We start from the raw sequence: 13488 nt of genomic DNA on the forward strand, positions 1-13488 counted from the left end.
ACTGTTCAGCTGACTAGTTGGTTGACTACTGTGTGGTAACATAGGACATTATTGTCGTGATAGATTAAAAGGATTTGTTATGAAAATGAGAGACCACTTGCCGTTTTCGGTTTTAGTTGCGGCGTCTGTTTTTGTTACTACACCAGCTATGGCTGAAGTGTTTGTTGCCCCCTATGGCGGTTATAGCTTCGGGGCAAGTGAATTTACCATCTCTGCCGATAATACCAATGATCAGGGGTCGTTAAAGATCTCTGAATCAGATCATTACGGTTTCATGGCGGGGGTTACGACGAAAGACCCGGGAAATATCTATTTCCTCTATAGTCATCAAGGCACAGAGCTGAGGTCGGGGGGCAATTTCAGTCCAAATATTATCACTGACTTAAATGTGGATTATTTTCACCTCGGTGGTTCACTGTTCTTCCCTAATGGCAATTTTAAGCCCTATGTAACGGCAAGTCTTGGTCTGACTCAGATGCGTCCGGGTGATAATTACTCGACCGAATCACGATTTTCAATGGGTTTCGGCGCCGGTATCGAATACCAGATGACCGATGCCTTCTCATTGTTTGCCGACGCCAGAGGTTATGCCACATTCGTCAATAGTAGCAGCGCCCTGTTTTGCGATGGAGGCAATTGTCTCTGGTCTATCAGCTCCGATATCATGTGGCAGGGACAGGCGAATCTCGGCGTTAAGCTCAAGTTCTAGATTCTAGATTCTAGATTCTAGATTCTAGACTCTAGGTCCTAAGTATTAAGGTGAGAAATGAATATAATCGTACTCGATGGTTATACGTTAAATCCCGGCGATCTTGACTGGCAACCTTTGGCTAATATTGCCAAACAGGATGGTGAGGGACAATTTCACTGTTACGACAGAACCTCTGAGGCTGAACTTATCGGCCGGGCATCGAATGCCGATATCATCTTCACCAATAAAACGCCTATAACTGCTGAAGTTCTATCTCAACTGCCGAGCCTTAAATACATAGGCGTGTTGGCTACAGGCACGAATGTGGTCGACCTGAACTGCGCAAGAGAGCGGGGCGTAGCGGTGACTAATGTGCCCGGCTACGGCCCCGACGCCGTGGCGCAGATGGTGTTCGCTCATATCTTGCACCATACCCAGAGAGTGAGTATTCATCATCGTGCCGTGTCAGAGGGGAAATGGACTGACTGTGAAGACTTCTGTTTCACCTTGGCGCCGCTGCAATCCTTGCAGGGGAAAACCTTAGGATTGATGGGGTATGGCGCTATCGGCAGGCAGGTTGCGAACATCGCTTTAGCCTTCGGCATGAAGGTATTAGTCAATACGCGCACAGAACCCCTCGACTTGCCACCCGGTGTAAAATGGGCTGCTTTCGATTCTATGATACCTCAGGTCGATATCCTCTCTCTGCATTGTCCCTTGACCGAGGCGACAGATAAGATGATCAACCGCACTGTGCTTGAGAAGATGCGCTCGAGTGCCATCTTGATCAATACTGCTCGCGGGGGATTAATCGATGAGGCGGCGTTGAAACAGGCCTTAGATGAAGGGGAGATCGCAGCCGCTGGTGTCGATGTGCTCTCGACCGAGCCGCCACAGGCGGACAACCCACTGCTTAACGCCGTCAATATCAGCATCAGTCCCCATAACTCCTGGGCCACACGTGAGGCCAGACAGAACCTACTGAATATTGCGATAGGTAACTTGCAGGCTTTTTTATCCGAAAAGCCGCGAAATAGAGTGAACTAACAGTCCCCGGGCGACTTTGTCTGGGAAAACCATCCGGGAACCCTTGCGTGCATAAATCGACTTTTCTATAAGATAACTTCAACCTTACCGGCGCAAACCAGCGCCTTATCTATGGCGTTATCGATGCTTTCCCCGCGGGCCAAGGCGACACCCAAACGGCGACGTCCATCGATCTCAGGTTTGGCGAATAGACGTAACTGGGTGTCCGGGGCCTCCAGCGCCGCAGCCATGCCCTGATAGCGAATATTGTGAGATTGTCCCTCTGCCAGGATCACTGCCGAAGCGCTAGGACCATGCTGGGCAATATTGGAGATGGGTAGACCAAGAATAGCGCGTGCATGCAGGGAAAATTCAGATAGGTCCTGGCTGATTAAGGTTACCAGCCCGGTATCGTGTGGACGGGGAGAGACTTCAGAGAAATAGACCTCATCTCCCTTAATAAACAGTTCGACGCCGAATAAACCATAACCTCCCAATGCTTCGACAACCTTACGACCTATCTCTTGTGACTTGGCCAATACCTGAGCCGACATGGCCTGAGGCTGCCAGGATTCACGATAGTCACCATCTTCCTGCCGGTGACCTATGGGATCGCAAAAATGGATGCCATTAACCGCGCTTATGGTGAGCAGAGTTATCTCGTAATCGAAGGGGACAAAGCCTTCGACAATGACTCGACCGCCACCTGCACGGCCTCCCTCTTGAGCATAGTTCCATGCGGTGAGCACTTGGCCGGCCTCTTTGATGACACTCTGTCCTTTACCCGATGAGCTCATCACAGGTTTTACAACGCAGGGCATACCAATGTTTTCGATGGCCAGCTCGAACTCGGCTTGTGTATCGCAAAAAAAGTAGGGTGAGGTCGGCAGGCCCAAGGTTTCAGCTGCCAGACGTCTTATGCCTTCCCTGTCCATGGTCAGCTTGGTGGCTTTAGCGGTAGGCACGATATTGACACCTTCCGCTTCCATCTCAACTAAGGTTTGAGTGGCTATGGCCTCAATTTCAGGAATAACCAGATGGGGTTGCTCCTGTTCAATAATGTTTCTCAGCGCATCACCATCGAGCATATTGATAACATGAAATCTGTGGGCGACTTGCATTGCAGGAGCGTTAGGGTATCGGTCGACACCGATCACCTCGACTCCCATGCGCTGTAGTTCGATTGCCACCTCTTTACCGAGTTCGCCGCAGCCGAGAAGCATGGCGCGAAGTGCGTCATTTGAATGTGGTGTTCCTATCATTGTGGGTACCTTATTCTTTTTATACAGGTATTAGCTGTTAAGGCTAAGTTAGTTTTTTTCTGTTTTTGAGCTTATGTTTGCCCTTTTATCCACTATATTACATTGATGGCTGAATATAGTGGAAACAAGGGCTACAAGTGTGTAGTGGATCACTTTAGGGCCTCGGAATACTGTGTTTCTGCTTAAAATACCACTGGTATTGCTAATGAAATGTTGAGAGAATGTTTCTGAGGTTGGGGCTGTCTTAACCAATAAAAACAAACACCTAAATATGACCGATGACGGTGGATATACGGGTGTAAGGAGCGAGTAGTGTTTCTGGATTACTTTGCATTAGGTGTGATTTTATTTGTCGCAATTTTCATTTTTTACGGTGTTATCGTCATTCATGATATTCCCTACGAAATTGCCAAGAAGCGTAACCACCCGCAGCAGGATGCACTGCATGTAGCCGGTTGGGTGAGCCTGTTTACCCTGCATGCCATCTGGCCATTTCTCTGGATCTGGGCCACCTTGTATCGAGAGGATCGAGGGTGGGGGTTCAATTCTGTTATCGAACGCGAGTTGGCCCTGGAAGGTGAGGTGAAGCTGCTTAGTGATACCGTGGCTCAGCTGGAGTTACGTTTGCAATCTATCGAGCAGTCTGGTGAACAGCCGATTATCACCGCCGAATCACAAACCGATGTCGGTGAACACTCAACAAGTAAGACGGAGGTATAAGATGGATCTATTACTGATTCTTACTTACACGGCGATCTGTATTGCCATTTTTAAGGTTTTTAAAATTCCACTAACCAAGTGGACTGTTCCAACAGCAATTTTGGGCGGTATTTTTATTGTCGGTGCCTTGATTCTACTGATGAACTACAACCACCCCTATACGCCATTTGCGAAAGAGGTATTTGTTACTGTACCGATTAACCCTGCCGTACGTGGAATAGTGACGGAAGTTGAAGTTAAACCTAATGTCCCTATCAAGAAAGGGGATGTGCTATTTCGCATCGATCCACGTCCCTTTGAGGCTGTGGTTAAGCAGAAACGTGCGGCGTTAGTCTCTGCAGAGCAAGAGGTGCCACAGCTCGAAGCTGCATGGCAGGCAGCACTGGCCAGTGTCGAGCGAGCGACAGCGGACAAAGACAGGACTAAGTCGGCATTCGAACGTTATGCCAAAGGTAAGAAAAAAGGTGGTGCTAACTCACCATTTACAGAATTGGAACTCGATAATAAACGTCAACTCTATCTGGCATCTGAAGCAAGCCTCTCCGCGGTTAAAGCAGAAGAGCTAAGAGTCCGGCTCGCGTTCCAATCGAATGTCGATGGCGTCAATACTAAGGTTGCAGGGATCCAGGGAGAGCTCGAGAAAGCGCTGTTCGATCTGGAGATGACGGTTGTCAGAGCGCCGAGCGATGGCATGGTCACTCAGATGGCGCTGCGTCCCGGTATTGTGGCGGTACCTATGCCACTGCGCTCATTGGTGAGCTTTATTCCCGATGAGGAGCGGTATTTTGCCGGCGCTTTCTGGCAGAATTCATTATTACGCTTAAAAGAGGGAGATGAGGCCGAAGTGATCTTGGATGCGGCCCCAGGTGTCGTGTTTAAGGGACGAGTTGCCAAAATTTTACCCGCAATGGCCGAGGGGGAGCTACAATCGCGCGGTGTATTGATCTCCTCTATGGTATTAATGCCAAGGGGGAGGGCCATAGTCTTGATTGAGCTTGACGATCATGATGTGAAGGATGCATTCCCAGCAGGTGTGGCGGGTCAGGCGGCCATCTATACCGAGCATTTCTCTCATGTTGCTGTAATGCGTAAAGTGATACTGAGAATGCTAGGCTGGCTCAACTACCTGTTTCATTAGTAGCATTGGTTTACCCGCCTATTAACCTGGGCTTTCGACAATATAAAGGGCTGAAGATGATAATCTTTAGCCCTTTTTATCTGCTGCTTCTTAGCTGCGATTGAGATTACCAGCCAGACATGAAGAACTCTCTATATCTGTCTCTGTCTACATGGCCACAGGCGATCATCTCATCACAGGTTCGACCCGGTATATTGGTACCGGTTCCTTTTACCGCGTCCGGTGACATCAGATCCAGCCGTGCTAGCTGATAATCAAATATCTCAGAAAGATCGGGGCCTGTTACGACAATCGTTTCCATCTCACCTTCTGGTCTGGTACCGGTGTCACTAGCTGAGTAAGTGGGATCTTTGACAAGGGCCGCAGCCAGCTTTAGCTGCTGTTTTTGATCACTTTGCTCTGTATTATCAAGGTGGCTGAAAAAGTTGATGGTATCTTGATGGCCTAATTTCACTGCATGGCTAAAATATTCATCTGCAAGTTTTAGATCTTGTTCGGTAAGTTGTCCTTCAAAGTAGACCAGTCCCAAAAGGTGAGATGCTTCTGCTGCACCGTTTCTGTCCGCACCTCTTAGATACTTAAGGCCGCGTTCTCTGTCTTGATACTCACCCTCTCTCAGGTAGAGGACCCCCGCCTTATATTGCGCATCAGCATTTTCGAATTTTGCCGCTTTGCGATACCACTTAAGTGCTGACGATAAGTTTTTTTCAGTACCATAACCTCGGTAATAGAGTTCAGCCAGGGTGTACATCGCATCTGAATAACCACGACGGGTATACATTCGATATTGCTGAAAGTACTTGATACATTCGGCTTGCTGGCATTCAGGTACAAGCCCGTTTTTATCGGGGGAGGCATTGCTCTGCTGTGGTATTAAAAAAGCGATAGTGATGATCGTTGCGAGTGTGAATCCTTTCATTGTTTTTCCTTAATTTGCGGCTTATCCATAGAGCCTAGGTGAGTAATTAATAGCCTAAAAAGATAACCTGGTCAATGGGTGCCTAAATTAGTGAGATCTGTTTACATAAGCTGCTTACATGGAAGAACATGTATGCTGATCTAGGAGCGTTGAGTTGATTATTTTACAAAGGGACATGAGATTACCCTTTACTTTTTTAACGATTCCATACCAAAATGGAATGCCAAAGAAGCTCCCACTGAATGAACCGCTAATTAACGAAATTGGTATTAAAGATGCAAGATATCAGAGATTTAACAGCCGTATTAAGATCCAATACTCCGATTGTGGTTATCGAAACTTATGAAGAATATCGGGTCGTCGACCTGCTGAAAAAAGTCTCCTCCATTCTCTATCAACCCTTGTTTACCTGGAGCATTACTCAAGGCCTGACTCGCGTCGACCGCGCTATCGGGACTCAAAAGTTTAATAGCGAACCTGCCGATATCTTAGGGCAGATAAAATCGACCGAGCAGCAGGGGATCTATGTCCTGTGTGACTTTCATCCGTTCGTCGAAAATGCACCGAAAAATGTTCGCCTGCTGAAAGAGATCGCGCTCGAATATGAGTCTTTAAAACATACCATAGTGCTGGTGAGCCATGCCTTCGAGATCCCGCCGGAAATTAAGCGCTATTGCGCCCATTTTCGTATATCCCTGCCTAATACGGCTCAGTTACAAAATCTTATCTATGAACAGATAGAGCAAGTTAAGAGTGAAGGGCTTGTGCTGAATGTCGATGACTCCGCGGTATCTAAACTCGCCGATAACTTAAGAGGGCTGACATTTGATGATGCCAGACGCCTTGCCCATAAGGCTATTGTCGATGACGGGGCGATCACCCACTCAGATGTCGATATGGTGAACCGGGGCAAGTTTGAGTTGCTGGATATGAAAGGTGTGTTGCAGTTTGAATACGATACCAGCGACTTCTCTCAGGTGGCGGGTCTGCATAACCTGAAGAAGTGGTTACAACACAGAGCGCCTTCGAGTAAAACACAGACCCTTGAAGATCAGCCCAAAGGGATACTGCTGCTTGGAGTGCAGGGCAGTGGTAAGAGTCTGGCGGCAAAAGCCGTTGCAGGCATGTGGCAGCGTCCCCTGCTGAGAATGGATATGTCGGCCCTATATAACAAGTATATCGGTGAGACCGAGAAGAACCTGCGTCATGCACTAGAGCTGGCCGATCTTATGTCCCCCTGCGTACTGTGGATCGATGAGATAGAGAAAGGGTTAAGCAGCGGCAGTAGTGATGATGGAACCTCGAAACGAATTTTAGGCACTATCTTGACCTGGATGTCTGAGCGCAAATCTAATGTCTTTATGGTGGCCACTGCAAACGATATATCGGCACTACCACCCGAATTGATGCGAAAAGGCCGTATGGATGAGATCTTCTTCGTCGATCTGCCCGATGATGAGGTACGTCAGGCGATATTTCTTATACATGTCAGGCGCCGCCAGTTAGATCCGAACCGTTTCGACTTCGCTCAACTCTCTAAGGTGAGCCAGGGATTTTCCGGGGCGGAGATAGAGCAGGCGATCATCTCCGCCATCTATACGGCAAAGGCATCGGACAGAGAGGTGGAGCAGAACCTGCTCATCGAAGAGCTAATGAAAACCCGGCCTCTTTCTGTGGTGATGCGAGAGAAGTTACAGGCACTCAGAGATTGGGCTTCAGGACGAACTGTAAATGCGCATCAATAGAAACTCATAATATCTATTTAAGCTCTATTGTTATCGATTTTGTATCGTTTTTTTCTTCATCTATTGATGCTAACTTTTTCAGCATTGTTTTGTGAGTTATTATCTGTACAAATGGATTTATGACCTTTTTATACTGTTCGGTATTATAAACATAAGGATAATGAAATGAATGGAACTCAGCTTATATTCGGCCGATTGCTATTAAGCGGTCTGGCATTTACGTCACTTTCGGGGTGTGGTGTAAATAATAGTGAGCAGTTAGAAAGAGAGCTTTTAGTGAGCAAGGGGGTGAAGCAATATCCCTCTAGGTGCACACGAGTTGATGAGTATCAGTTTGAGCATTATGAGTACAACCATCACCTAGCTAGGACTAAAATCGTTCGTGAGCCTATCTATCCCGATAGTGCTAAAAGGCTTGGAGTAGAGGGGCATGTATCGATGGAGTTTGATCTCTCTGTTGATGGAAAGCCTATCAATATCACTCTGTTAGAATCATCTCCAGCTGGTGTTTTCGATCAAGCTGGGATTGAAGCACTATCGACTTGGGTCTATCAGGGGGAGATGTTGCCATGTCATGCAGTATCGCTTAGTTTTACCCTGCCTCCAGCGTGATGATTTTAATCTGTGATTACTGCGGGTATTTACACCAACGCTGAATGAAATTAGGGAGTTACATTTAAATTTAACTCCCGGTAGTGTTTTTTAAATTATTTAGTCTGCTTTTGAGGCGGAAATTGAGAAAGAATTTTTGACACTGTGTTGTGAGTATCTTCGGCTTTTTCTGCCCCGCCCGCATCGAAGTTAAACTTGTCTGTGCCGCGCCATATGAGCTTATTGCTCTGTGTGTCTATCACATCTATCTGTATGGTCTGGATCTTGGCTGAATCGCTGCCGATAGGCACTCCCACACTCGTACCTATGCTAATACCCCCATTGCTTCCCCAAGTTCCTGTCCCCAGCCCTATCGATACGCCGGAGTCTTTAGGCTTGTTCTCTACCTTAAAGGCGTAAGTGACCTTGAAACTGGGGTGATCTATACTCCTGACAAACCCTTTAGCCGTTAACGCATCGGTGATGGCATCGATGATTCTGGCCGAGCTGATGGGATCGTTAGTTTGAGTCGGTGAGAACTCGATAAATGTGCTTAGTTGGCTAAAGTCGTAACCTACATCATAGTCACTCTTTGGCTTAGCGGCGCAGGCAGACAATAATAAACCCGAAAGGAGTAAAGCGGATAAACGACTAAGTTTCATGTTAATTTCTCAGTGTAAGGGACTGATCCATTCAATGTGATATTAATGGATTCATTAATCATATCAGTTTTATACCAATCGGTATAAAGATGTGATCGCTCAGCGAGAATGTAGCGCTTCTGAGGCAAGGTCATTAATTGCTCCTGCATAAATGACATTTGCAACATCCGTGTTGTTCGCAGCGAGTGAAGAACATAGTTATTCTACGTTTTAGCTCGTTAGCACAGCATCATAAGTGCTAAAACTCGCCTTTTAGGAGTGTTTTTTGGCTGCCTACTTCTGCGTTGAATGACTTCAGAAGGGAGCACCATTCCCTCATCCATTCGCCTTGAATTAGTTTGCCAAAAAAACTCTGAGTAGATCACTTTCTTATACCGATTGGTATTAAGTGAATAAAACTTAGCCAGTTGAATAGTTATCAGTTATGTTTAAGGTATTACCTATTTTGATAATCAAAGGGTTTCGGCATAGTTTGGGTATGGAACAGTTAGAGTTTTTTGAGATCCCCAGCCCCTGTATCGGTATCTGTCAGACCGATGCGAGAGGTTATTGTAAGGGCTGTTTGCGCAATAGAGATGAGCGCTTTAACTGGCTCGAATTTTCTGATGCAAAAAAATATGATGTGATCCGTCTATGCAAACATCGTAGGCGTCGCAGGCAGCTTGCGATATTAAAGGCGAAAAAAGCCCAACTGGTACAGCAAAGAGCAGTGATAAACTCATCACTGGATTTTGGCGTCGGCGAGGAGATTGAACCCGGATCACCAATCGATGGTTTAACTTCGGATTGAGCCTATCTTAATATCTCAGGGTGATCCGGTGCGGTAAGCGTTAGCTAAGGCTGCTCTGGAGACCGGCTATTGAATCGATTTTGTTTAATTCACTTATGTTTTATCTGTTTCTTATTCTTAGCCTGGGCCGGTGTGGGCCAGAGGAGCGTGAAGCAGGTGTATCCTTCCCGGCTCTCCAGAGTCACTTTACCCTTGTGCCGTTCCATTATCCGCTTGATGATTGCCAGGCCTAACCCGTGGCCTTTATTACCATTTTGTACTGACTGACTGCGATAGAAGGGCTCAAATATTTTGCATTGGTCTTCAAGGGGGATTCCCTGGCCATCGTCTGTAACCGACAGTGATACCAGCGCTTGAGTCTGCTTTATCTCAACCTGAATGGATTGACGCCCGAATCGTTGGGCATTGGTGATCAGATTTTGTATCGCCCTTTCGATAAGAGAGGGGTCACCCATGAGATAGACTGGGGTATCGCTGTTTTCAAACACAATCGGGGCCGTGATGGTTGACGATAGCCTATCGACAGTTTGTTTTGTTAATACGCTGAGGTCACAATATTCGAGTTGAACCTCTTTACGTTGTGACTCAAGGCTCGCGTAGGTTAAGAGCTCCTGGAGCAGATTCTCCATCTCTTTCACATCTTGCTGCATATCGTTCAAAAAATCTGTTCTTCGCTGTTCATCTGAGTCGGGCTTGCAATATTGCGGCATTAAGGCCAAGGCAAACTTCAGTCTGGCAAGTGGGGTACGGATCTCATGGGAAACGGCGTTCGAAAGATGTTTCTGATTCTCGATAAGGGTACTGATCTGCTGTGCCATCTCGTTAAAGGTGATAGCCAGAGGCAGCACCTGAGAGCGAGATGATAAGGTTATCTGGGTGTCCCAATTTGCCTGACCAAACTCCTTAGTCGCATTTCTCAGAGTCTTAATATCCCTCGATAGTGGCCAAACCCAGATTAAGGCTATAAAGGCTAAAGAGAGGTAGAAGAATAGGGTGAATAACCCACGTAATCTCTTTCTGGGGTCTATCTCGATGGGACCGGCGACTAAGATCTGATCGTTTACTTTTACGAAATGCAGCTCATGGTCATCGTCTTGTTCGGTGATAAGCACACTGTTTGCTGTGAGTGAGCTTTGGTCTGATATCGCTATTTGACTGGCATCAATCAGCTTAATGGGGTAGTCGGGGTTTTGTTTTAACTCTTGGAGATAAAAATGGCGCTGCTCTTCGGGGAGCTTAGCCAGCAGCTGTGCCAAAGCGATAAGTGGTGCATCTAATGCACCACTCTCTTCGACATTATTCTGCCATATGCTATCGAGTGTCCAACCTATACCTAAAACACTGAGGCTTAGCAGTAGGTAAAGACTGATAAAAAGTCGTTTCAATTATTTTTCCATAATCAATATGTTGAACGATGTCTCGATAAGTCGTCCGGATAAATTCCTCTAGTTAGTCCAAGCTTCAGGGGCAAATAGATATCCTTGACCCCAAACGGTCTTGATCCTAAATGGCGTCTCGATATTATCGCCCAATTTCTTTCTCAGACGGGAGACCCTGACATCGATTTTTCTATCCTTACCGTCAAAATCAATATTGAGCAGATACTGATAGATATATTGGCGGCTCAATACCTGTCCTGCCTGTGAAGCCAATAACCAAAGCAGTTCAAACTCATGGCTGGTTAGATCGACTTCAATATCACCGAGCCTGATTGCCTGTGTGTGTGGGTCGATACTTAATTTACCAAAGCTCAGGCAGTGAGATTCAACCTTAGGTGGCTTAGCGTTGCGGCGTAACAGATTGTTAATTCTGGCGACTAGCAGCGCAGGATCGACAGGTTTAACTACGTAGTCATCGGCACCTAACTCCAGACCTTTGATCTGATCCTCATTTGAGCCAAGCGCACTCATGAGTAGAATGGGGCCGGCAAAGTAGTCGGGTAACTTTTCACACAGTGTCAGACCATCCATTCCGGGTAACATGATATCCAATAGAATAATATCAGGCTTGTAGCTGATTAACCGAGTTAGAACCGTATCTCCCCGGCGCTCAACTTCTACGTGCATTCCATGCGACTTTAAATAATCGACAATCAGGTTCGCGAGACGAATGTCATCTTCTACCAGTAAAACTCTATGGGTCGATTGAGGCTCTGTCATTAGAATAAACTCCATGGGTTGCGATAGCGTCGTCGAACTTTCGGCTCGGAAGCCGGTGTAACTTTAAGTTTGACTCCAGCTAATGTTTGGTGTGTTTCTTTATCGATCATTACAAATTGAATATCGTCAGTTGCTTTGATATTCAAGGTTAAGGAGTGGAGCTGCGCCGACTCGGCGCACCACTTTGTCATCTCTTTATAGTCAGATAAGATGCATATGGGCCTAAAAGGTTCATTCTCCCACTCGAGTACCACTGTGAGATCACAGGTCAATTCATCTTCTGAAGTGATGCAAAATTCGGGTGTCATCTTAAGTGTATAGCCTGATGTATCGTACTCATCTGCGGCCACGGCAAAGCTGCTCGCTAAGGCGAGGCTAATGCACCCAAAAAATATAAATCTAAATATCGACAATAACACCCGTCTTAAAACCTGTAGGCTGCGCCGACAAAAAAGGTACTGGTATAGTCTTCATTTAGCAGGGGACTTGCAACAATTTCGTCGCCGATATGTGTGTATCTGGCTAAAAGAAGCAGATCCCAATGCTCTGTTATTACATAATGACTCGTAAATTCGATTCCGGTATTGAGTGCTGACTTGGCTTGATAGGCCTGACTCCAGTAGCGACTCTCGCCGGGTCTGATACCATAGTAATAATCTACAAGCTCTTCACTCTTCCAATCAAAAGTGAGGGCCATTTCAAATTTCCAATCTTCAATCGCCAGGTTGTAAAGCCATTTGAGCTTAGCTTCCGTTCCCTGATGCACATTTAACAGATCATGGGCCAATGAGAGATTAATCGTGCCAGCACGGGTGTAGAAAAAAGCCTCTACACCACCAAAGTAGGTAAAGTGTCGCTTCTCTAATTCACCAACCTCAGGTTCCTGCGCCGCTTTTAATATCGTCGGTGAAGTTGCCGTCGAGGACAATAATGTTCTTGGCTCAAACTTATTGGTGCCGGCGATAAAGATATTTGAAGGGTCCCAGCGATGGAAATAGGCACTATCGCTGCTGAAACTTGTAGTCAGGTTTATCGTGAACTTCTCCTGTTCGGAGAGTGTGTAACCAAAATTCCCATTTTCGAAGAACCAAGAGTCTCCGTAATAAGCAAAGGTTGGAACTAAATAGATAGGTATATCGTCATAATCTTTAAGGGGATTGGTTCTGTTACCATAGCCAAGTGCGATGCCTACATCCCATCTGCCAATTTCGATACATTCAACCTTTTCCCCACAGGAGTCCACCACATCGGCCCAGGCCAATATGGGTAAAAGGATGCAGCTTAGCAGAAGCACTTTTAGCTTTTTCATGACGCCGTTTATATACTCATCACACAATTAACATAATGGGTCACAGAGTATCACTTCAAAGAAGAATAGGCAGTGATTTAATCAATTTTGATGCAAACTGATACAGCGTGGCACAGAGTGTTCTTAACTTGTGTTTGTTGTGTTTTTATTGTGATCTTTGCTTGTGTGTTTTTGTCGCTACTCTGTTTACATACAGATGACGATCCGTTTATTTTTATTACAATTATGCTTAAGCAAGGGCCTGTTGACCTTTCATGGTTTTTTTTGCAGCGAGTTGTTGACCTTTACTCTTAATCTATGAGAGTTAGGCGGAGCTTGTGTGGTGTAGTTACTCTACCTTCTGCATCCATGCTGTCGTACATAAATAAGCGATAACGTAGTAATTCTTGTTAAAAATGGCGGTCAACAAACGCTGCCCTAAGGGCTCATCTCAATGGCCTTATTGCTGCGTTACGAGCTTTTCGCTTAATCCATTA

14 protein-coding genes are annotated in these 13488 nt (G+C 46.2%); 7 read left to right on the top strand and 7 right to left on the bottom strand.

Annotated elements, in window-relative coordinates; all coding sequences use genetic code 11:
- Positions 1–79 precede the first annotated feature (79 nt).
- Positions 80–709 (top strand): outer membrane beta-barrel protein, encoded by a 630-nt coding sequence (locus EKG38_RS02850; protein ID WP_126518459.1) that lies wholly within the window; start codon positions 80–82, stop codon positions 707–709.
- A 57-nt stretch (positions 710–766) separates the two neighbouring features.
- Positions 767–1738, top strand: coding sequence for a D-2-hydroxyacid dehydrogenase (locus tag EKG38_RS02855; RefSeq protein ID WP_126518461.1), 972 nt, complete (start codon positions 767–769; stop codon positions 1736–1738).
- A gap of 65 nt (positions 1739–1803) precedes the next feature.
- On the opposite strand, the gene purT is transcribed toward EKG38_RS02855, so the two are convergent.
- Entirely contained in the window at positions 1804–2979 is a 1176-nt protein-coding gene (purT, locus tag EKG38_RS02860; protein WP_126518463.1) for a formate-dependent phosphoribosylglycinamide formyltransferase, read from the bottom strand.
- 312 nt (positions 2980–3291) lie between these two features.
- Between purT and EKG38_RS02865 the strand changes: the two genes are divergently transcribed.
- Positions 3292–3699 carry a DUF3302 domain-containing protein gene (locus tag EKG38_RS02865; protein ID WP_126518465.1) on the top strand — a complete coding sequence of 136 codons (408 nt, stop codon included), beginning with the start codon at positions 3292–3294 and terminating at the stop codon, positions 3697–3699.
- Position 3700: 1 nt separating this feature from the next.
- Positions 3701–4837, top strand: a complete 1137-nt coding sequence (locus tag EKG38_RS02870; RefSeq protein ID WP_126518466.1) for an HlyD family secretion protein — start codon at positions 3701–3703, stop codon at positions 4835–4837.
- Positions 4838–4943: 106 nt separating this feature from the next.
- Here EKG38_RS02870 and EKG38_RS02875 read toward each other — a convergent pair whose 3' ends face one another.
- A complete protein-coding gene (locus EKG38_RS02875; protein WP_126518468.1) occupies positions 4944–5756 on the bottom strand; it encodes a tetratricopeptide repeat protein in 813 nt (270 codons plus the stop codon).
- 275 nt (positions 5757–6031) lie between these two features.
- Here EKG38_RS02875 and EKG38_RS02880 point away from each other — a divergent pair, with 275 nt between their 5' ends.
- Both EKG38_RS02880 and EKG38_RS02885 read left to right on the top strand, forming a co-directional pair.
- Complete coding sequence (locus EKG38_RS02880; protein WP_126518470.1) at positions 6032–7501, top strand: AAA family ATPase; 1470 nt, start codon at positions 6032–6034, stop codon at positions 7499–7501.
- Positions 7502–7666: 165 nt separating this feature from the next.
- Positions 7667–8113 carry an energy transducer TonB gene (locus EKG38_RS02885; protein WP_126518472.1) on the top strand — a complete coding sequence of 149 codons (447 nt, stop codon included), beginning with the start codon at positions 7667–7669 and terminating at the stop codon, positions 8111–8113.
- Positions 8114–8208: 95 nt separating this feature from the next.
- Here EKG38_RS02885 and EKG38_RS02890 read toward each other — a convergent pair whose 3' ends face one another.
- A complete protein-coding gene (locus tag EKG38_RS02890; protein WP_126518474.1) occupies positions 8209–8754 on the bottom strand; it encodes a DUF4136 domain-containing protein in 546 nt (181 codons plus the stop codon).
- A gap of 478 nt (positions 8755–9232) precedes the next feature.
- Between EKG38_RS02890 and EKG38_RS02900 the strand changes: the two genes are divergently transcribed.
- Entirely contained in the window at positions 9233–9544 is a 312-nt protein-coding gene (locus EKG38_RS02900) for a DUF1289 domain-containing protein (RefSeq protein WP_126518477.1), read from the top strand.
- A gap of 89 nt (positions 9545–9633) precedes the next feature.
- Here EKG38_RS02900 and EKG38_RS02905 read toward each other — a convergent pair whose 3' ends face one another.
- From EKG38_RS02905 to EKG38_RS02920, 4 genes are read right to left on the bottom strand one after another with little or no spacing between them, the layout of a single operon-like run.
- Positions 9634–10929, bottom strand: a complete 1296-nt coding sequence (locus EKG38_RS02905) for an ATP-binding protein (protein ID WP_126518479.1) — start codon at positions 10927–10929, stop codon at positions 9634–9636.
- A 60-nt stretch (positions 10930–10989) separates the two neighbouring features.
- Positions 10990–11703: a response regulator gene (locus EKG38_RS02910; RefSeq protein ID WP_126518481.1), complete on the bottom strand. Its 714-nt coding sequence runs from the start codon at positions 11701–11703 to the stop codon at positions 10990–10992.
- The gene (locus tag EKG38_RS02915; protein ID WP_126518483.1) at positions 11703–12122 is read right to left on the bottom strand and encodes a DUF3019 domain-containing protein; all 420 of its coding nucleotides are present in this window, start codon (positions 12120–12122) and stop codon (positions 11703–11705) included. Before EKG38_RS02915 ends, EKG38_RS02910 begins: the two co-directional genes overlap by 1 nt.
- Before the next feature lie 5 nt (positions 12123–12127).
- Positions 12128–13012, bottom strand: a complete 885-nt coding sequence (locus EKG38_RS02920) for a MipA/OmpV family protein (protein WP_126518485.1) — start codon at positions 13010–13012, stop codon at positions 12128–12130.
- Positions 13013–13488 lie beyond the last annotated feature (476 nt).

It is taken from the genome of Shewanella canadensis, from assembly GCF_003966225.1.
GTDB lineage: Bacteria > Pseudomonadota > Gammaproteobacteria > Enterobacterales > Shewanellaceae > Shewanella > Shewanella canadensis.

Coding starts and splice junctions, on each gene's coding strand:
- EKG38_RS02850 (WP_126518459.1), top strand. CDS start 80: ATGAAAATGAGAGACCACTTGCCGTTTTCGGTTTTAGTTGCGGCGTCT.
- EKG38_RS02855 (WP_126518461.1), top strand. CDS start 767: ATGAATATAATCGTACTCGATGGTTATACGTTAAATCCCGGCGATCTT.
- purT (WP_126518463.1), bottom strand. CDS start 2,979: ATGATAGGAACACCACATTCAAATGACGCACTTCGCGCCATGCTTCTC.
- EKG38_RS02870 (WP_126518466.1), top strand. CDS start 3,701: ATGGATCTATTACTGATTCTTACTTACACGGCGATCTGTATTGCCATT.
- EKG38_RS02875 (WP_126518468.1), bottom strand. CDS start 5,756: ATGAAAGGATTCACACTCGCAACGATCATCACTATCGCTTTTTTAATA.
- EKG38_RS02880 (WP_126518470.1), top strand. CDS start 6,032: ATGCAAGATATCAGAGATTTAACAGCCGTATTAAGATCCAATACTCCG.
- EKG38_RS02885 (WP_126518472.1), top strand. CDS start 7,667: ATGAATGGAACTCAGCTTATATTCGGCCGATTGCTATTAAGCGGTCTG.
- EKG38_RS02890 (WP_126518474.1), bottom strand. CDS start 8,754: ATGAAACTTAGTCGTTTATCCGCTTTACTCCTTTCGGGTTTATTATTG.
- EKG38_RS02900 (WP_126518477.1), top strand. CDS start 9,233: ATGGAACAGTTAGAGTTTTTTGAGATCCCCAGCCCCTGTATCGGTATC.
- EKG38_RS02910 (WP_126518481.1), bottom strand. CDS start 11,703: ATGACAGAGCCTCAATCGACCCATAGAGTTTTACTGGTAGAAGATGAC.
- EKG38_RS02920 (WP_126518485.1), bottom strand. CDS start 13,012: ATGAAAAAGCTAAAAGTGCTTCTGCTAAGCTGCATCCTTTTACCCATA.